Origin of the sequence: Aeromonas sp. ASNIH1 (assembly GCF_002934285.1) — a bacterium.
Classification (GTDB): Bacteria; Pseudomonadota; Gammaproteobacteria; order Enterobacterales; family Aeromonadaceae; genus Aeromonas; species Aeromonas caviae.
On the sequence record NZ_CP026228.1, the window covers coordinates 481,205 to 499,511 of the forward strand.

Annotated in this window: 14 protein-coding genes; 6 read left to right on the forward strand and 8 right to left on the reverse strand. The window is 63.4% G+C overall.

Annotated elements, in window-relative coordinates; genetic code table 11:
• On the reverse strand, positions 1–1,068 hold the full coding sequence (locus tag C2U37_RS02265) for an HlyD family secretion protein (RefSeq protein ID WP_010673265.1): 1,068 nt from the start codon (positions 1,066–1,068) through the stop codon (positions 1–3).
• A gap of 37 nt (positions 1,069–1,105) precedes the next feature.
• A complete protein-coding gene (locus C2U37_RS02270; protein WP_010673264.1) occupies positions 1,106–1,534 on the reverse strand; it encodes a MarR family winged helix-turn-helix transcriptional regulator in 429 nt (142 codons plus the stop codon).
• A gap of 122 nt (positions 1,535–1,656) precedes the next feature.
• Between C2U37_RS02270 and fumC the strand changes: the two genes are divergently transcribed.
• Positions 1,657–3,048 carry a class II fumarate hydratase gene (gene fumC, locus C2U37_RS02275; protein ID WP_010673263.1) on the forward strand — a complete coding sequence of 464 codons (1,392 nt, stop codon included), beginning with the start codon at positions 1,657–1,659 and terminating at the stop codon, positions 3,046–3,048.
• 131 nt (positions 3,049–3,179) lie between these two features.
• On the opposite strand, the gene C2U37_RS02280 is transcribed toward fumC, so the two are convergent.
• A complete protein-coding gene (locus C2U37_RS02280; protein ID WP_010673262.1) occupies positions 3,180–3,617 on the reverse strand; it encodes a VOC family protein in 438 nt (145 codons plus the stop codon).
• A 398-nt stretch (positions 3,618–4,015) separates the two neighbouring features.
• Here C2U37_RS02280 and putA point away from each other — a divergent pair, with 398 nt between their 5' ends.
• On the forward strand, positions 4,016–7,963 hold the full coding sequence (putA, locus tag C2U37_RS02285; protein WP_104451747.1) for a trifunctional transcriptional regulator/proline dehydrogenase/L-glutamate gamma-semialdehyde dehydrogenase: 3,948 nt from the start codon (positions 4,016–4,018) through the stop codon (positions 7,961–7,963).
• A gap of 150 nt (positions 7,964–8,113) precedes the next feature.
• On the opposite strand, the gene alr is transcribed toward putA, so the two are convergent.
• Together alr and dnaB are read right to left on the reverse strand one after the other, a co-directional pair.
• Complete coding sequence (gene alr, locus C2U37_RS02290) at positions 8,114–9,187, reverse strand: alanine racemase (RefSeq protein WP_104451748.1); 1,074 nt, start codon at positions 9,185–9,187, stop codon at positions 8,114–8,116.
• A 138-nt stretch (positions 9,188–9,325) separates the two neighbouring features.
• Complete coding sequence (dnaB, locus tag C2U37_RS02295; RefSeq protein WP_039040054.1) at positions 9,326–10,720, reverse strand: replicative DNA helicase; 1,395 nt, start codon at positions 10,718–10,720, stop codon at positions 9,326–9,328.
• A 421-nt stretch (positions 10,721–11,141) separates the two neighbouring features.
• Between dnaB and C2U37_RS02300 the strand changes: the two genes are divergently transcribed.
• The gene (locus C2U37_RS02300; protein WP_010673257.1) at positions 11,142–11,996 is read left to right on the forward strand and encodes a Tim44 domain-containing protein; all 855 of its coding nucleotides are present in this window, start codon (positions 11,142–11,144) and stop codon (positions 11,994–11,996) included.
• A 193-nt stretch (positions 11,997–12,189) separates the two neighbouring features.
• Here C2U37_RS02300 and ushA read toward each other — a convergent pair whose 3' ends face one another.
• Positions 12,190–13,860 (reverse strand): bifunctional UDP-sugar hydrolase/5'-nucleotidase UshA, encoded by a 1,671-nt coding sequence (ushA, locus tag C2U37_RS02305; RefSeq protein ID WP_041211202.1) that lies wholly within the window; start codon positions 13,858–13,860, stop codon positions 12,190–12,192.
• 248 nt (positions 13,861–14,108) lie between these two features.
• On the opposite strand from ushA, the gene C2U37_RS02310 reads away from it, so the two are divergent.
• From C2U37_RS02310 to C2U37_RS02320, 3 genes are all read left to right on the forward strand, one after another.
• Positions 14,109–14,447 (forward strand): DUF2956 domain-containing protein, encoded by a 339-nt coding sequence (locus C2U37_RS02310; protein WP_104451749.1) that lies wholly within the window; start codon positions 14,109–14,111, stop codon positions 14,445–14,447.
• A 115-nt stretch (positions 14,448–14,562) separates the two neighbouring features.
• Positions 14,563–14,898 carry a hypothetical protein gene (locus tag C2U37_RS02315; protein ID WP_010673254.1) on the forward strand — a complete coding sequence of 112 codons (336 nt, stop codon included), beginning with the start codon at positions 14,563–14,565 and terminating at the stop codon, positions 14,896–14,898.
• A gap of 98 nt (positions 14,899–14,996) precedes the next feature.
• On the forward strand, positions 14,997–15,863 hold the full coding sequence (locus C2U37_RS02320; RefSeq protein WP_104451750.1) for a tetratricopeptide repeat protein: 867 nt from the start codon (positions 14,997–14,999) through the stop codon (positions 15,861–15,863).
• 69 nt (positions 15,864–15,932) lie between these two features.
• Here C2U37_RS02320 and C2U37_RS02325 read toward each other — a convergent pair whose 3' ends face one another.
• Both C2U37_RS02325 and fkpA read right to left on the reverse strand, forming a co-directional pair.
• Entirely contained in the window at positions 15,933–17,336 is a 1,404-nt protein-coding gene (locus C2U37_RS02325; protein WP_104453177.1) for a sigma-54-dependent transcriptional regulator, read from the reverse strand.
• A 148-nt stretch (positions 17,337–17,484) separates the two neighbouring features.
• Positions 17,485–18,294: an FKBP-type peptidyl-prolyl cis-trans isomerase gene (fkpA, locus tag C2U37_RS02330; RefSeq protein WP_029313875.1), complete on the reverse strand. Its 810-nt coding sequence runs from the start codon at positions 18,292–18,294 to the stop codon at positions 17,485–17,487.
• Positions 18,295–18,307 lie beyond the last annotated feature (13 nt).

The window sequence follows — 18,307 nt, forward strand, 5'->3', positions numbered from 1 at the left end:
TCAACCTCGACCTGACAGGCCAGGCAGGGTGCGCTGATGGCCGGTGTCTATCTCGGCGGTGGCACTCAGACCCGCCCTCAGGGTGGGCAGATCCGCTCCCGAATCCAGCTTGATCCGCACTGCCACCCGCTGGGCGATCTTGACCCAGTTGCCGGTGGCGTTCTGGGCCGGGATCACCGAAAACTCGGAGCCTGTGGCCGGGCTCAGGCTCTCCACCACCCCGGTCCAGTGCGCATCGGGGTAGGTATCCACACTGATGCCCACCTTCTGGCCAGGTTGCACATGGGTCAGCTCCGTCTCGGTGAAGTTCGCCTCCACCCAGGGGGTGTCGGTCTCCACCAGCATCATGGCGGTCATGCCCACCAGATTGTACTGGCCGGGCTTGGGCAACTGGCTGACGATGCCGTTGGCGGGGGCATAGATGGTGGTGCGAGCCAGATCCAGCCTGGCCTTGGCCAACTCGGCCGCGGCCTCCTGATAGGCGGGCTGCTGATCCACCGGCAGGTTCACGTCCCCGCTGAGGGAGGCTTCAATCTTCTTGAGCCCCTCCTCCAGCGCCACCTGCTGCTGGGCGGTCTGTATGGTGAGCTGGCGGGCATCGTCGTAATTGGCGGTGGAGGTGAAGTGCCTGGTCACCAGATCCGCCTGGCGATGCTCCTCCTTCAGGGCATAGGCATGGCGGGTGCGGGCCACGGCGATCTCCGCCTGCTGGCCGCGATAACTGGTCTGCAACGCCACCAGATCGGTGCGCACCTTGGCAAGTTCCGCCTCGGCCTTGGCCACGGCGACCCGGAAGGACTCCTGATCCAGCTCGAACAGCGGCTGGCCAGCCCGGACCTGCTGGTTTTCCTCGACGAACACCTTGGCCACCCGGCCCAGCACCTCGGTGCTGATGGGGACCTTGTCCGCCTTCACATAGGCGTTGTCCGTCTCCACATAGCGCCCGCCCTGCAGGTAGATAACGCCCGCCCCGAGCAGGGCCAGTGCCGGCACCACCACCAGCAACAGCAGGCGGGTGCGGCGCCGGTTGGCGGCGGGACGGGAGGAAGAGGGGGAATCAGTGGTCATGATATGGCTCCACGTTGGTTGGCATCACAGGAAAGCATCAGAGGTGGCCGAGGTTGGCACGCAGGATCTTGAGGGAGCGGCACAGCGCCTCGGTCGCCTCCTCCCCCAGCTCGCCGATGGCCCTCTGATGCACCAGATCGGACGCCTGTTTGATCATCGCCAGATAGGGGGTGGCCCCTTCGGTCAGATGGAGCTGATAGGCACGCCTGTCATGGGGGTCGCTGCGCCGCTCCACCAGGCCGCTCTCCGCCAGCTGATCGAGCTGACGGGCCAGGGTGATGGGCTGGATGTCGAGCCGCTCCGCCAGATCCACCTGGCGGATCCCTTCGCTGCGTGCAATGTGCACCAGAGCCCTGGCCTGGGCCAGGGTGAGGCAGCTTCCCTCCAGCTGCTGCTGGAACTGGCGGCGCATCAGGCGCTGGACGTCGCCGATGAGAAAGCCAAGGGTGTCCGGTTGTTTGTTCATGATATGCAACCCATATAGTAAGCTTTACTTATTATATGCAAAGCGTATCCACGTGCAAGCTGGCCCCGGCCGCCGTTTGGGTTCATGCTGGGTGCCACCACCTCAACGGCAGGAGACACGTCATGGATATCAGGATGGAGCGGGACAGCCTGGGGGAGATAGCCGTCCCGGCGGACAGGCTCTGGGGGGCCCAGACCCAGCGCTCCCTGCATCACTTCAACATCTCGGGGGAGCGCCAGCCCATGGAGATCATCCATGCCCTGGCCTGCATCAAGTCCGCCTGCGCCCGGGTCAACCACGCCCTGGGGCTACTCCCCGCCCGCAAGGCCCAGGCCATCATGGCCGCCGCCGACGAAATCCTGCGCGGCCTGCACGACGCCGAGTTTCCCCTGATGGTGTGGCAGACCGGCTCCGGCACCCAAACCAACATGAACCTCAACGAGGTGCTGGCAAACCGGGCCAGCGAACTGCTCGGCGGCCCCCGGGGGGAAGCGCGGCTGGTGCATCCCAACGACGAGGTAAACAAGAGCCAGTCCAGCAACGATGTCTTCCCGAGCGCCATGAACCTGGCGGCGGTCACCGCCATCACGCAGCGGTTGCTGCCGGCCCTCGCTGCCCTGAAGCAGACCCTGGCAGGCAAGGCCGCCGCCTTCGACCACATCGTCAAGATTGGCCGCACCCATTTGCAGGATGCCACTCCCCTCACCCTGGGCCAGGAGATCTCCGGCTGGGTCGCCCAGCTTGAACAGGGGGAGCGCCATCTACGCGCCGCCCTGCCCCATTTGTGCGAGCTGGCGCTCGGCGGCACCGCCGTGGGCACCGGCCTCAACTGCCCTCCCGGCTTTGCCGAGGCGGTGGCCAGAACCCTGGCCGAGCAGACCGGCCTGCCGCTCATCAGCGCCCCCAACAAGTTCGAGGCCCTGGCGGCGAGTGACGCCCAGGTTCACGCCCACGGTGCCCTCAAGACGCTGGCAGCCTCCCTCATGAAGATCGCCAACGACGTGCGCTGGCTGGCGAGCGGCCCCCGCAGCGGGCTGGGGGAGCTGCTCATCCCCGAGAACGAGCCCGGATCCTCCATCATGCCCGGCAAGGTCAACCCGACCCAGAGCGAGGCGCTCACCATGCTGTGCGCCCAGGTGATGGGCAACGATGTAGCCATCAACATCGGCGGCGCCAGCGGCAACTTCGAGCTCAACGTGTTCAGGCCGATGATCGCCTACAACGTCCTGCAGAGCGTGCGGCTGCTGGCGGACGGCATGCAGAGCTTCCACGACCACTGCGCCGTCGGCATCACCCCGAACCAGGCCAGGATCGACGATCTGCTCTCCCGCTCCCTGATGCTGGTGACGGCCCTCAACCCCCATATCGGCTATGACAAGGCGGCCGAGATCGCCAAGCGGGCGCACCATCAGGGGCTCAGCCTGCGGGAGGCGGCCATTGCCTCGGGCCACCTCAGCGCGGAGCAGTTTGATGCCTGGGTGATCCCCGCTGACATGGTGGGTCGCACGCCATAAGGCAGCGCACTGCACTGCAATCCCATGCTCGGGGCATACCAGCGCAGGTGGCAGGCGCAGCAAATAGGGACAGTGATGGGCAATAAAGATGAAAAGGGCGCCATGGCGCCCTTTTCATTGCAGATCTGCCGTCAGGTCTTGCTCTGGCAGTTGAACATCCAGTGGGTGCCGAACTTGTCCACCAGGGATCCGAAATAGTCACCCCAGAACATCTCCGCCAGCGGCATCTCCACCTGGCCTCCCTCAGCCAGGGCTGCGAACAGGCGATCGGTCTCGCCCCGGCTGTCCGGCTCCAGGTTGAGGTAGCTGTTGTTGCCCTGCACCAGGGTGAACCCCATGCTGGCCGGAGCATCCGTGCCCATCAGCACGTGACCCCCAAGGATGGGCAGGGCCACATGCATCACCAGCTCCCCGTCTTCCTCCGACAAAGGGGGCTGGCCCGGGCAACCCGGGGACTCCTTGAACCTGTGGATGGGGCCGCTGAAGTCACCGCCGAACACTTCGCGATAGAAGAGGAAGGCAGCCTCCGTCTCCCGGGCAAAATTGAGATAGGTACTGACACGCGCCATGGGTTTCTCCTTGTCACCGATAGCTGGCCCCTGTGGCCAGCTAACAGCATAGAAGAGCACGGGGCTCTGTCAGGTGGCGCTCCGCCCCCTTCTGCGCACGGGGGAGCCGCGCTCACAGCCCAGGCTCGGTCGAACACGCAAAAGCGCAACCCGATTCACAGTGGGTTGCACCTCATATAGGCATTCATAAGATGCATTGCCAACCCATTAATAATGCTGTGAAAAGCGGACAAGCGGCGGGCTTGAAAGGAGCCTGATGGAGACCGGGTTCATGGAAGAATTCAACAATGTAACCAATACATTAAAATTTCTTGCTTGAAGGTTGCACCTGGTTGCACCATCATCGGCGAAATTTAACCGTCCGGTAATATTGTTACCTTCTAGACACAGGAAGTCCCATGGCCACTACCACCCTCGGCGTCAAACTCGATGAAGCGACCCGCGACCGCCTCAAACAGGCTGCGCAGACCCTGGATCGCACTCCCCACTGGCTGATCAAGCAAGCCATCTTCACCTATCTGGAGCAACTGGATCGCGGTCTGACCCCGCCCGAGCACTCCGGGCTGGCTGCCGCCGCCGGGGAAGAGGCCGTCGAGACCCTGACCGAGCAGGGCATCCAGGTCTTCCTCGAGTTTGCCGAGAGCATTCTGCCCCAGTCCGTGCTGCGGGCCGCCATCACGGGGGCTTATCGCCGCCCCGAGACCGAAGCCGTCCCCATGCTGCTGGAGCAGGCCCGTCTGCCCAAGGAGAAGGCTGACGCGACCCAGAAGCTGGCCATGGGCATCGCCGAGAAGCTGCGCAACCAGAAGAGCGCCAGCGGCCGTCAGGGCCTGGTGCAGGGGCTGCTTCAGGAGTTCTCCCTCTCCTCCCAGGAAGGGGTGGCCCTGATGTGTCTGGCGGAGGCGCTGCTGCGCATCCCCGACAAGGCGACCCGGGATGCCCTCATCCGCGACAAGATAAGCGGCGGCAACTGGAGCCAGCACCTGGGCCAGAGCACCTCATTGTTCGTCAACGCGGCCTCCTGGGGTCTGCTCATCACCGGCAAGCTGGTGGCCACCCACAACGAGGCGGGCATGAACAGCTCCCTCAAGGGACTCATCGGCAAGGGGGGTGAGCCGCTCATCCGCAAGGGCGTCGACATGGCGATGCGCCTGATGGGTGAACAGTTCGTCACCGGCGAGACCATCGCCGAGGCGCTGGCGAACGCAGGCGGCATGGAGAGCAAAGGGTTCCGCTACTCCTACGACATGCTGGGGGAAGCGGCCCTGACCGAGGAGGACGCCAAACGCTATCTGGCCTCCTACGAGCAGGCCATCCACGCCATCGGCAAGGCCTCCCACGGTCGCGGCATCTACGAGGGGCCGGGTATCTCCATCAAGCTCTCCGCCCTGCATCCGCGCTACAGCCGCGCCCAGTACGATCGCGTCATGGAGGAGCTCTACCCCACCTTGCTGGGCCTGACCCAGCTCGCCAGGCAGTATGACATCGGCATCAACATCGATGCCGAGGAGGCCGATCGCCTGGAGATCTCCCTCGATCTGCTGGAGAAGCTCTGCTTCGATCCGTCCCTCGCCGACTGGAACGGCATCGGCTTCGTCATCCAGGCCTACCAGAAGCGCTGCCCCTATGTGATCGACTACGTCATCGATCTCGCCAAGCGCAGCCGTCACCGCCTGATGATCCGTCTGGTGAAGGGCGCCTACTGGGACAGCGAGATCAAGCGTGCCCAGCAGGAAGGGCTGGAAGGCTACCCGGTCTACACCCGCAAGCCCTACACGGATGTCTCCTACCTCGCCTGCGCCCGCAAGCTGCTGGCGGTGCCCGAGGCCATCTATCCCCAGTTCGCCACCCACAACGCCCATTCGTTGTCGGCGATTTACCAGCTCGCCGGTCAGAACTACTACCCGGGCCAGTACGAGTTCCAGTGTCTGCACGGCATGGGCGAACCGCTCTACGAGCAGGTGGTCGGCAAGGTGGCCGACGGCAAGCTGGGTCGCCCCTGCCGCATCTATGCACCGGTAGGCAGCCACGAGACCCTGCTCGCCTACCTGGTGCGCCGCCTGCTGGAGAACGGGGCCAACACCTCCTTCGTCAACCGCATCGCGGACAACAACATCTCCCTCTCGGATCTGGTGCAGGATCCGGTGCAGCAGATCGAGCAGATGGCCGCCCGTGAAGGGGCCCTGGGTCTGCCCCATCCGCGCATCCCCCTGCCCCGGGATCTCTACGGCGAGGCGCGCCCGAACTCCGCAGGTCTGGATCTCGCGAACGAGCACCGCCTGGGGTCACTCTCCGCCGCCCTGCTCGCCAGCACCAACACCGCCTATCAAGCCGTGCCCATGCTGGGTTGCGACACCGAGGCGCCGACCCAGTTCCAGCCCGTGCTCAACCCGGCGGATCACCGCGATGTCGTCGGTCAGGTGAGCGAAGCCACGGTAGCGCTGGTGGACAAGGCGCTCGCCTGCTCCCTCACGAGCGGCCAGATCTGGCAGTCCACCCCGCCAGCCGAGCGGGCCGCCGTGCTGGACAGGGCAGCCGATCTGATGGAATCCGAACTGCAACCCCTGATGGGCCTGCTGGTTCGCGAATCCGGCAAGACCTTCGCCAACGCCATCGCCGAGGTACGCGAGGCGGTGGACTTCCTGCGCTACTACGCCGCCCAGGCGCGCAACCACTTCGCCAACGACACCCACAGACCGCTCGGCCCCGTGGTCTGCATCAGCCCCTGGAACTTCCCCCTGGCCATCTTCAGCGGCCAGGTGTGCGCGGCCCTGGCCGCCGGCAATACGGTGCTGGCCAAGCCTGCCGAGCAGACCCCCCTCATCGCGGCACAAGCGGTGCGCATCCTGCTGGAAGCGGGGGTTCCCGCCGGTGCGGTGCAGCTGCTGCCGGGCCGTGGTGAGACCGTGGGTGCGGCGCTCATCGCGGACGAACGGGTGCGCGGCGTCATGTTCACCGGCTCCACCGAGGTGGCGGGTATCATCTCCCGCAACCTGGCCGGTCGCCTCGACGCCCAGGGTCGCACCATTCCCCTCATCGCCGAGACCGGCGGCCAGAACGCCATGATCGTCGACTCCTCCGCCTTGACCGAACAGGTGGTGATGGATGTCATCTCCTCGGCGTTCGACAGCGCCGGTCAGCGCTGCTCCGCCCTGCGAGTGCTGTGCGTGCAGGATGACGTGGCGGATCGGGTGATCCGGATGCTCAAGGGCGCCATGGCCGAGTACAAGGTCGGCAGCCCCGAGCACCTTTCCACCGACATCGGTCCCGTCATCGACGCCGAGGCCAAGGCCAACATCGAGCGCCACATCAAGGCCATGGGCGACAAGGGGCGCAAAGTGCACCAGATCGCCCGCACCCAGGGGGATGCCTGCAGCCGCGGCACCTTCGTGCTGCCGACCCTGATCGAGCTCGACAGCCTGGACGAACTGGGACGCGAAGTGTTCGGCCCTGTGCTGCACCTGGTCCGCTACCCACGCACCCGGCTCGGGGAGTTGCTCGAGCAGATCAACGGCAGCGGCTACGGCCTGACCCTGGGTGTTCATACCCGCATCGACGAGACCATCGCCCAGGTGGTGAACGTGGCCAAGGTGGGCAACCTCTACGTCAACCGCAACATCGTGGGCGCCGTGGTCGGGGTGCAACCCTTCGGTGGGGAAGGGCTTTCCGGCACCGGTCCCAAGGCCGGTGGCCCGCTCTACATGTATCGCCTGCTCGGCGCCCGTCCCCAGGAAGCGGTGGCCAACCAGCTGCACCAGGAGTCCGGTGCCCTGCATGCCGAGGCGAAAGCCCCCCTCGTGGCCCTGCGCGACTGGGCGAGCAAGCAGGATCCGGTCCTCGCCGCCCTGTGCGATCACTACGCCGCGCTCTCCCAGAGCGGCCGTACCCAGCTGCTGACCGGCCCCACCGGCGAGCGCAACAGCTACAGCCTGCTGCCCCGGGAACGGGTGCTCTGTCTTGCCCAGGAGAAGGCCGACCTGCTGGCCCAGCTGGCCGCCTGTCTGGCGGTCGGCAGCCAGGTGCTGCTGCCGGACGATGCCCAGACACGCTCCCTGCTCTCTTCCCTGCCGACCGAGGTGCGGGATCCCATCGCGCTGGTGGCGGACTGGGCCACGGGGGAGACGGACTTCGATGCCCTGCTGCACCACGGCGACTCGGATCAGTTGCGAGAGGTGAGCAAGCTCGCCGCCGCGCGCCAGGCAGCCCGTAACGGCGCCATCATCGGTGTGCACGGCCTGCATCGCGGCGAGACCGACATCCCGCTGGAGCGCCTGCTCATCGAGCACGCCCTCTCGGTCAACACCGCCGCCGCCGGTGGCAACGCCAGCCTGATGACCATAGGCTAAGCGCCGCATAGTGACGGAGACTCAAGCCCCGCCAATGCGGGGCTTGTTCTTTCGTCTCTGGGACACGCCCATGAAAAAGGCCGCCCTTGTCGGGGCGGCCTTTTTGTTCTCCCCTCGCGGGAGAAGGGTTGGGGATGAGGGGCGACTCGCCTACACGTACTCCATAAAGACGCGGGAGGTGAGCTTGGTGATGAGCTCATAGGGAATGGTGCCGATCTGGTCGGCCACCCGCTCCACCGGCAGCCCTTCCCCCCAGAGCACCGCCTCGTCACCGGCCTTGTCGGTGGCGCCGGGACCGAGATCCACCGTGGTCATGTCCATGGAGACGCGCCCCACCAGAGGCACGATGCGGCCATTGACCAGCACTGGCGTACCATTGGGGGCCATGCGCGGATAACCGTCGCCATAGCCGATGGCAATCACCCCGAGCCGGGTATCGCGATCCGACACCCAGTTGGCGCCATAGCCTACCGGCTCGCCCGCCTTGTGATCGCGCACCGCGATGAGCTGGGTCTTGAGGGTCATCACTGGCTGCAGGTCATAATCCGCCGCCACCGTATTGGGGAACGGCGACACGCCGTAGAGGATGACGCCGGGGCGCACCCAGTCGCAGTGGGAATCCGGCCACGCCAGGATGCCTGCCGAGTTGGCCATGGCGCGCTCGCCCGACAGCGGCGCAGTCAGCTGGCTGAACAGGTCGATCTGCTCGCGGGTGGTGGGTTGCTCCAGCTCATCGGAGCGGCTGAAGTGGGTCATGACGTTGAACGGCTGCACCACGTTCTTGCACTTGCCGAGGCGCTCGATAAAGGCGGGCATCTCGTCGGCCCGCACGCCGAGGCGGTGCATGCCGGTGTCGAGCTTGAGCCAGGCCACCACGGGGGCAGGCAGCTCCGCCTGCTCCAGCGCTTCGAGCTGCTCCCAGGTGTGCACCGCGGTCTGCAGGTTGTTGGCCGCCAGCACCGGCAGGTCGGCGGCAGAGAAGAATCCCTCCAGCAGCACGATGGGCTTGACCACGGCGCAGGAGCGCAGCATCAGCGCCTCTTCGATGCGGGCCACCGCGTAGGCGTCCGCATCCACCAGAGTGCGGGCGACCGGCAGCAGGCCGTGGCCATAGGCGTTGGCCTTGACCACGGCAATGATCTTGCATTGGGGGGCGTGTCGTTTCACCACGGCGAGGTTGTGGCGCAGGGCCGCGGTATTGATTTGGGCGATAGCCGCTTTCATCTGTTTTCCCTTACGAGGGCATGATAATCAGGCACCGGGTGGTGTCAGCCCTCAAATCTCATCGTCTAAGGCCGGACCGGCAGAATTGTCGAACCGGGAAAACTGTTTATGGATGCCGGGAGAAGGCTCCCGGCTTACTTAGTAGTCATCATCAAACGCCGGGCCCGCGTAGTTGTCAAAGCGCGAGAACTGACCCTGGAAGGTGAGCCGCACTCGTCCTATGGGGCCGTTACGCTGCTTGCCGATGATGATCTCGGCGATCCCCTTGTCGGGGCTGTCGTCGTGATAGACCTCGTCGCGGTAGATGAACATGATCAAGTCCGCATCCTGCTCGATGGAGCCGGATTCCCGCAGATCCGAGTTGACCGGGCGCTTGTCGGCCCGCTGTTCCAGGCTTCGGTTCAGCTGGGAGAGCGCCACCACGGGGCACTGCAGCTCTTTCGCCAGTGCCTTGAGGGAGCGGGAGATTTCACCGATTTCCAGAGTACGGTTGTCAGACAGCGCCGGCACCCGCATCAGCTGCAGGTAGTCCACCATGATCATGCTGATGCCGCCGTTGTCCCGCGCCACCCGACGGGCACGGGAGCGCACTTCGGTCGGGGTGAGGCCGGAGGAGTCGTCGATGTACATCTTCCCCTTCTCCAGCAGCAGCCCCATGGTGGAGGAGAGCCGCGCCCAATCCTCGTCGTCGAGCTGGCCGGTCCGCACCTTGGTCTGGTCGATGCGGCCCACCGAGGCGAGCATACGCATGATGATCTGCTCGGAGGGCATCTCGAGGGAGAAGATCAGCACCGGCTTGTCGGCGGTGAGGGCCGCGTGCTCGCACAGGTTCATGGCAAAGGTGGTCTTGCCCATGGAGGGACGGGCGGCGACGATGACCAGATCCGAACGCTGCAGGCCGGCGGTCATCTTGTCCAGATCGTTGTAGCCGGACGACACGCCGGTCACCCCGTTGTGGGGGGTCTTGAACAGCTCTTCAATCTTGTCGACGGTCTGCTCGAGGATGAGCTTCAGGGGCTGGGGGCCCTCGTTGGCGCTGGTGCGCTGCTCGGCGATCTGGAACACCTTGCTCTCGGCCAGGTCCAGCAGATCGTTGGAGGTACGCCCCTGGGGCTCGTAGCCCGCTTCGACTATCTCGTTGGCGACCGAGATCATCTCCCGCACCACCGCCCGCTCACGCACGATCTCGGCGTAGGCACTGATGTTGGCGGCACTCGGGGTGTTCTTGGCGATCTCCACCAGATAGGCGAAGCCACCGGCCTCTTCCAGTTGCTCGGAGCGCTCGAGCTCCTCCTGCAGAGTGATAAGGTCGATGGGGTTGCCCGCATTGGAGAGGCGGGTCATGGCCTGGAAGATCAGGCGGTGCGGACGGCTGTAGAAATCCTTGTCGATCACCCGTTCGGCGACCCGATCCCAGGCCTCGTTGTCCAGCATCAGGCCGCCCAGTACGGACTGTTCGGCCTCAAAAGAGTGGGGAGGTACTTTCAGCTGTTGTGTCTTGGCGTCTTTTTTCGCCGTCACTTGCTCTGCCATACACATAAAAACCGCAGCGGGAAGGGGACGGGAATTTTACAAAAGAAACCCCGCCATCGCGAGTGCTAATACGTCCCGTCATCGCATCCGGCGACAAGACGGGACCCAGGCCTCGTCAGCATCATCCACTTCTGCGCCGCAGACCTGCCTCACAGTACGAGAAAGGGCCAGACCAGGGTCTGATCTTTCGTTCTTGCTCTTTGTTTGTTGCGCAGCCTGCGCACCGAGCGACTCGGCCGTCTGTGTTTCATGGGCGCCTCCCCTGTCGGACGACTCAATCTGTTCATGAATAATTCATGCCATCCGTGATAATCATACCCGCAAGCTGCAACACAAAAAGGGACTGGCAGCCTGCCATGCGCCTCGCTGAGCTTGCACAAGCAGAGCATGCCCCCACCTACATGAGAGTGAAAGAGTCAAAATGAAAAAGATGCTGACCCTGTTTGCCCTGATCCTGGCCATTGGCCTTGGGGCACCCATCGCCGAGGCCAAGAAACTTGGTGGCGGCAAATCCTTTGGCAAGAGCTACAAGACGGCTCCGGCCCAACCTGCGGCCAAGCCGGTCGACACCAAGAACCCGACCGTGGGCGCCCAGGCACCCAAGAAAGGCGGCATGATGGGCGGCCTGCTGGGTGGTCTGCTGGCCGGCGGCCTGTTTGCCTACCTGCTGGGCAGCGGTGCCTTCGAAGGTCTGCAAGGGATGGACTTCCTGCTGATCGCCCTGCTGGCACTGGGCGGTGTCTTCCTGTTCCGAGCCCTGCGCAGGAACAAGGCGGCAGCGGCCCAGCCACAGACGGCCTATGCGGGCTATCAACCGCCCCAGAGCGCGGCCCCCCAGCAGTTCGAGCAAAGCCACAGCGCCCCGCAGGCCACCGGTTTTGCCGACAGCGACGTGCCCTTCCGTCTGCCCCCGGGCTTTGACATGAACGGCTTCCTGGCCGGTGCCCGCGATCACTACCGCACCCTGCAAGAGGCCTGGAACAAGAACGACCTGGAGAAGATCCGCGAGTACGTGAGCCCCGAGCTGTTCGAGCACCTCAAGGCCGAACGCGCCGAGCTCTCCGGTGAGCAGCACACCGAGGTGATGTACGTGGACACCCAGCTGGTCCGTGCCGACTACGGCAGCGACTGGGCCCAGGTGAGCGTGCGCTTCAGCGGCCGCTACATGGACCGTCAGGAGCAGGTCGAGGAGGATATCAAGGAGGTGTGGCACCTCGAGCGTGATCTCGCCAAGGACAATGCCCCCTGGCATATCGTCGGCATCGAGCAGCTCTAAGGTTCAACCGACCCATTTCATCAAGGCGACCTCAGGGTCGCCTTTTTATTGCCATCGGATCGTGTCATGCCCTATTTCGGGGCAGCTTCCCGTGGCCGGATATATTTCCCGAGAGACACAGCTGATGATATTGAAAATAAAAAGAGAGGCAGCCATGGCTGCCTCTCTTTTTTATTGGTTCGGGGTGCAGGGATTATTTGCAACCCTCTACCGAGGTGGAGTTGATATAGCTGACCTCGCCGGCCGGCTGATAATCGGCGACCTGAATGGTCTTCTTCGCAGCGATATAATCCTTCAGCACACCGGCATCCACCAGACCGGCATTGATGGTGTCGATCTTCGGATAACCGTCACCACCGGCTGCGCTGAAGCTCGGGATGGAGAAGCTGTAGGTTGCTGCCGGATCGAAGGCCTTGCCGCCGATGGTGGCGATGTCCACGCTCTTGGCCTGGCAATCCACCGTCATCTTGATACCGCCGAACTGGGCATAGCCACCGGTATTGGCGGTCTTGGTCGCAACCTGACCCAGGTAGGTCAGCAGCTCGTTGCCGCTCATGGTCGCCTTGTTGACGGTGTTGCCGAACGGATGCACGGTCAGCACGTCACGGTAGCTGATGTCCCCTGCCGCGATGGAGGCACGCACCCCACCGGAGTTGACGATGCCAAAGTCGGTGCTCAGCTTCTCGGCAGTCGCGGTGGTGATGAGACGACCCAGGTTGGTCTGCTTGTTGCGCACGTTGGCGCGTTCACCGTCCAGTACGCCATCGGTGGCACCGATGACCACACCCAGCTCCTGCTGTCCCTTCTCCTGATAGGTGAGCAGGGTGTTGTAGAGCTCGGGATCCTTGACGATCTCTTCCTGAATGAAATCACCGTCCGCATTCTTCAGGTTGACCGGGATCAGATCGTACTGGGTCAGGGTCAGCTTGCCATTCTGATAGTCAAACTGGGCACGACCCACATACTTGCCCCACTCGTGAGCCTGCATGATCCAGGTGCCGTTCTGCTGATCCGGCTGGCAGTCGTCGCCCGGCTTGAAGTCGGCGTACTTGTCCGGGGTACCCGGCTCCATGCAGACCGGGTTCTGGGAGTGACCACCGATGATGGCGTCCAGGGTGCCTGCCGGCAGCGCACGGGCCATTTCCACGTCACCCGGTGCGTTGCTGCCGTGCTGACCATTCTCGTAATGGCCCATGTGGGTGATGGCAAGAACCAGGTTCGCCTCTTTGTTGTCGCGGATCTGCTTGCCGAGATTGGCGGCTTCCGTGGTCGGATCGCGGAACTCCAGGGTCTGGACGTTGTTGGGATCCACCAGCTGGGCTGTGTCCTCTGTGGTCAGACCCAGCACGGCGACCTTGAGGCCGCTCTCCAGCTTGAACACCTTGTAGGGATCGAAGTAGCGCTTGCCGCTCGTCTTGTCATAGATGTTGGCGGAGATCATCGGGAACTGGGCCCACTGGCGCTGTTTCTCGAGGATGGTCAGGGGGTTGTCGAACTCGTGGTTACCCACCGCCATGGCATCGTAACGGATGCTGTTCATGGCCATGAAGTCCGGCTCTGCATCCTGCAGATCCGACTCTGGCACCCCGGTGTTGACGTCACCGCCGGAGAGCACCAGCACTTCGCTGCCCGCCGCTTTCGCCTCGGCACGCAGCCGCTCGACCAGGGTCTTCTGGGCCGCCATGCCATATTCGCCCTTGTCGTTGTGCCAGAAACGACCGTGGGTATCATTGGTATGCAAAATGGTCAGCTTGCAGACATTTTCGGTGCAGGGGGCGACGCTGTCGTTGCTTGAGGTATTGCAGCCGCTCAATGCGGCAAGCACTGCCAGTGCGATACTTCCTTTGACAAATTTATAATTCATTTCCATATCACCTTGTTATTTTGTTATTGGACGACCCTATCCAGGATCGGGCGGTAATATAACAAACAACATGTGACGGTTTTTCATCGGCGACTCACAAATTCCGCCAAATGTGATCATCCACGCAACCTGTTTCCCCTATTTGGAACAGAGGCACCCCACTCGCAGAGCAATTTCCCCCATGATGGCAGCCCGCCGGTAACGGTTATGGCATACTGCCCGCCAATCAATGCCAAGGAGTGCCTGGAATGGCCAAGTACGACAAAATTTCCCCCGAAACCCAGCAGGAGGCGATGAAGATCGCCCGTGCCAACCAGAAGCCGGGGCAGACCAAGGAGCAAACCCAGCTCATCGCCCAGGGGATCCAGAAGGGCATAGACGAATACAAGAAACAGATGAAGGCGAAGGCCCGCGAGGCCAGCCGCCAGAAGAAACTGCAAGCCAAAGCCAGGCACTCTTCCCAAGAGACACGGGAAGAGGAGAGCGAAGCCGAGGTCATCGAGCTCACCCGCCAGCACCCGCTGCCCTGGATCCTGCTGATGCTGAGCTGGCTGGTATTTGCCGTGCTCTGGTTCTGGTTCCGCTGATCCTGCCCAGGCAAACCTTTGCCCTGCGATCCGCTTCACAGCCCGGGCGCGGGGGACTGGTCATTCCCCACCCGGACTGCCTACACTCTGCCCCCCTTGTCAGGAGACACTCATCATGAACCCGGCCCCGCTCTATCTGCTGGCTCCCCTCGCCCTCTTCCTCGTGACCCTGGTGCTCTATCGCATCTCGCCACTGCGGGCGGTCGCCGCCGGCCATGCCCGCTGGTTTATCCTGCCCGCCTTCACCCTCTTTATCCTGCTCATCGTCATCAATGGCGCTGCGGATCCCGCCCTGCGAAGCCCTGCTTTCCACTGGCTGATGCCGGGGTTCGGCTTTGCCCTGAGCCTGTTCCCTGCCCTGCCCAAGGCGCTGGTACCGCGCCTGGCTATCAAGGAGGGAGCCTTTGCTGCCCTGGGTCTGATGCTGATGAGCCTTGCCATGGTCTACTGATCGGCAAGCGCTGGCGTCACGATGGCGCCAGCCCCCCTTCTTGTACAAAGAATGGCCTTCAGGCATCTTGGTGGGCGGATAACCGGCATGGAGGCCAGATGAACAATCCGCCCGATTTCATGGCGCTGTGGGATTATCAGGATCCCGCCGCCAGCGCCCAGCGTTTTCAAGCACTGCTGCCCGAGGCGCGTGCCACCAACCTGCAATGGGAGCTGGAGCTCCTCACCCAGATAGCCCGCACCCATTCGCTGCAACGCCAGTTTGCACAGGCGCACCAGCTGCTCGACGAGATAGAACCCCGCCTCACCGAGGCGACTCCACGGGCCCGCCTGCGCGCCTTGCTGGAGCGTGGCCGCACCTTCAACTCCGCCGGTGACAAGGCCAGCGCCAGAGCCCTGTTTGAACAGGCCTGGCAACTGGGAGAGCAGTACGAAGAGCACTATCTGGCCATCGATGCGGCCCACATGGTGGCCATCGCCGCCCCCCTGGAGGAGCAGAGCCACTGGCACCAGCTGGCGATGACCCTGGCCGAGCGCAGTCACGACAAGCGGGCACGGGGCTGGCTCGCCACCCTCTACAACAATCAGGGCTGGACCCTGTTCGAGCTGGGTCGCCTCGACGAGGCCATCGCCTGTCAACAAAAGTGCCTGGCCTGGCACGAGCAGCACAACAACCAGGGCAAAGCCTTTATCGCCCGCTGGAGTCTGGCGCGCCTGAGCCGGGCCCAGGAGCGCCATGAACAGGCCATGGCCGAACTGGCGCAGTTGCGCGACGACATGGCCGCCGCAGGCACCCCCGAGGATGGCTATGTGTTCGAGGAGCTGGGGGAGAATGCACTCGTGCTCAATGATCCCGCGGCACCCGAGTTCTTTGCCCGCGCCTGGTTTCTGCTGTCACAGGATGGCTGGTTCACCGCCAACGAGGCAGAACGACTGGCCAGGCTCAAGCTGCTCGCCAAACTCTGATAAGCGTGCGGGGCGACCAATTGGCCGCCCCGCACATCAGCATGTCTGCCCGGGAGCAGAGGTGACGGCTCAGGCCGGACTCGCCTCTTCCCAGCTCTGCTTCTTGCGATAAATCGTGGAAGGGCTTATTTCCAGCAGGGCCGCCGCCTTGGGGATGTTGCCGTCACAACTGGCGATGGCCTGCTCGATGGCCTCCTTTTCCACCTGCCAGAGCGGACGGACCTGCCTGCGAACGACCACGGGATCTGACTGGGGATCCGCCATTCCGACCGCAGGCTCCGGGGCCAGGGTACGCCCCCCGTTGAGGGGAGGTGGCAGGATATCCGGGCTCACCAGCTCGCCATCATTGAGCACCACTATGTTGCGCACCACGTTTTGCAGCTCGCGTACGTTGCCGGGCCAGGGGTAGTCGAGCAGCACCTGCACTGCGTCCGCATCAAAGTCCCTGAACCGCTTGTTCTCCTCACCGGCATAACGCAGCAGCAACTCCCGGGCCAGCAGCAGGATGTCCTCTCCCCGCTCCCTCAGGGGGGGCAGCGCCAGCGGGATCACGTGCAGGCGGTAGTAAAGGTCTTCACGAAACCGTCCGGCCTTGACCTCCACCAGGGGATCCCGGTTGGTGGCGCAGACAAAGCGCACATCCACCGTCTCCAGCTTGCCGCTGCCGACCCGCTGCAGGGTGCCGGTCTGAATGAAACGCAGCAGCTTGCTCTGCAGGTCGAGATCCATCTCGCAGATCTCGTCGAGGAAGAGGGTACCGCCGTCCGCCAGACTGGCCGCCCCCTTGCGATCCCCCTGGGCACCGGTAAACGACCCTTTCACATGGCCGAAGATCTCGCTCTCCATCAGGTCATGGGGAATGGCGGCGCAGTTGAGGGCGATGAAGGGCTGATCCCGACGCGGGCTGCACTGGTGGATGGCCTCTGCGCACACCTCCTTGCCGGTGCCGCTCTCGCCAGTGATGAAGACGGTTGCCTTGCTCGGCGCCGCGCTCTCGATGATGCGATAGACCGCCTGCATCGCCATGGAGGCGCCGATGAAACCGGCAAAGGAGCTGCGCTCGAAGTTTTCCCGATACTGGGCCACCAGCGAGCTGAGCTGCTGGTGCTTCAGGGCATTGCGCGCCGTGGCGCACAGGCGCTTGCCATCGAACGGCTTGGTGAGAAAATCGAAGGCCCCGAACCGCATCGCCTCCACCGCCACATCCACCGAGCCGTGAGCGGTGATCACCACCACGGAGCAGGGCAGTTGCCGCTCCGTGATCTGCTGCAAGATGTCCATGCCGGACATGTCGGGCAACTCCAGGTCGAGCAGCACCACGGGGGGCGGGCTTGCCAGCAATTGTGCCAAAGCCTGCTGGCCACAATCTGCCAGCTGCACCTCGTAGCCATCCTGGGCCAGATACTGCTCATAGACGACCGCCAGACTGCGGGTATCTTCCACCAACAGGACACGGGGTTTGCTTTCAGCCACGAGATCCATCCTTGCGCTTGATTTTGTTGTCTATTCTGGGGGCTAGCCGCCACACACTCAAGACGGCCTCATCGCTTTATCCGGGGGATTGCGACAATACACAAGCAAAAACGGCTCCCTGGGGAGCCGTTTTTATGGTGCTTTGAGCTTATTTCTTGGCGTTGTCGCCATCGGCAGCCGGTTTTTCGATGGCCAGCAGCTCTACGTCAAATACCAGCACGGCGTTGGCCGGGATGGAACCTGCACCGTGCTCGCCATAGGCCAGCTTGGACGGCAGGAAGAACTTGAACTTGGAGCCGACCGGCATCAGTTGCACCCCTTCGGTCCAGCCCGGGATCACCTGGTTGAGCGGGAAGGTAGCCGGCTCGCCGCGATCGACAGAGCTGTCAAACTTGGTGCCGTCGGTCAGGGTACCGGTGTAGTGTACCTTGACGATGTCGGTGGCCTTCGGCTTGGCGCCGTCACCCATCTTCTCGACCTGATATTGCAGGCCGGACTCGGTGCTCTTCACGCCCTCTTTCTTGGCGTTGGCAGCCAGGAACTCTTCACCCTTCTTCAGGTTTTCCACGGCATCCTTGTCGGCCTTCGCCTTGGTCAGCTCGTTGATCTTGGCGTCGTATTCCTGCAGAACCTTCTGGATCTCCTCGTCGGTCATCTTGGCTTCTTTGCCCAGACCGTCGGTGACACCCTTCAGGATCACGGTGTTGTCCAGCTTGATACCGAGCTCCTGCTGGCGCTCCAGGGTATTGGCGATATAACGACCCATGGAGAGGCCGATCGCATAGCCGGATTGCTCTTCAAAGCTCTTGGCCTCAGCCTTGGGGGCCTCTGCCGGCTTGCTGGCTTCTGCCTTGACCTCTGCGGTGTTGGTCGCAGCAGGTTTCTCATCTTTTTGGCAAGCAGTCAGACCGACGGCAACCGCCGCAGCCAACAGGGACACCTTCAGAAAATTGTTCATCAGTTTCTCCAAA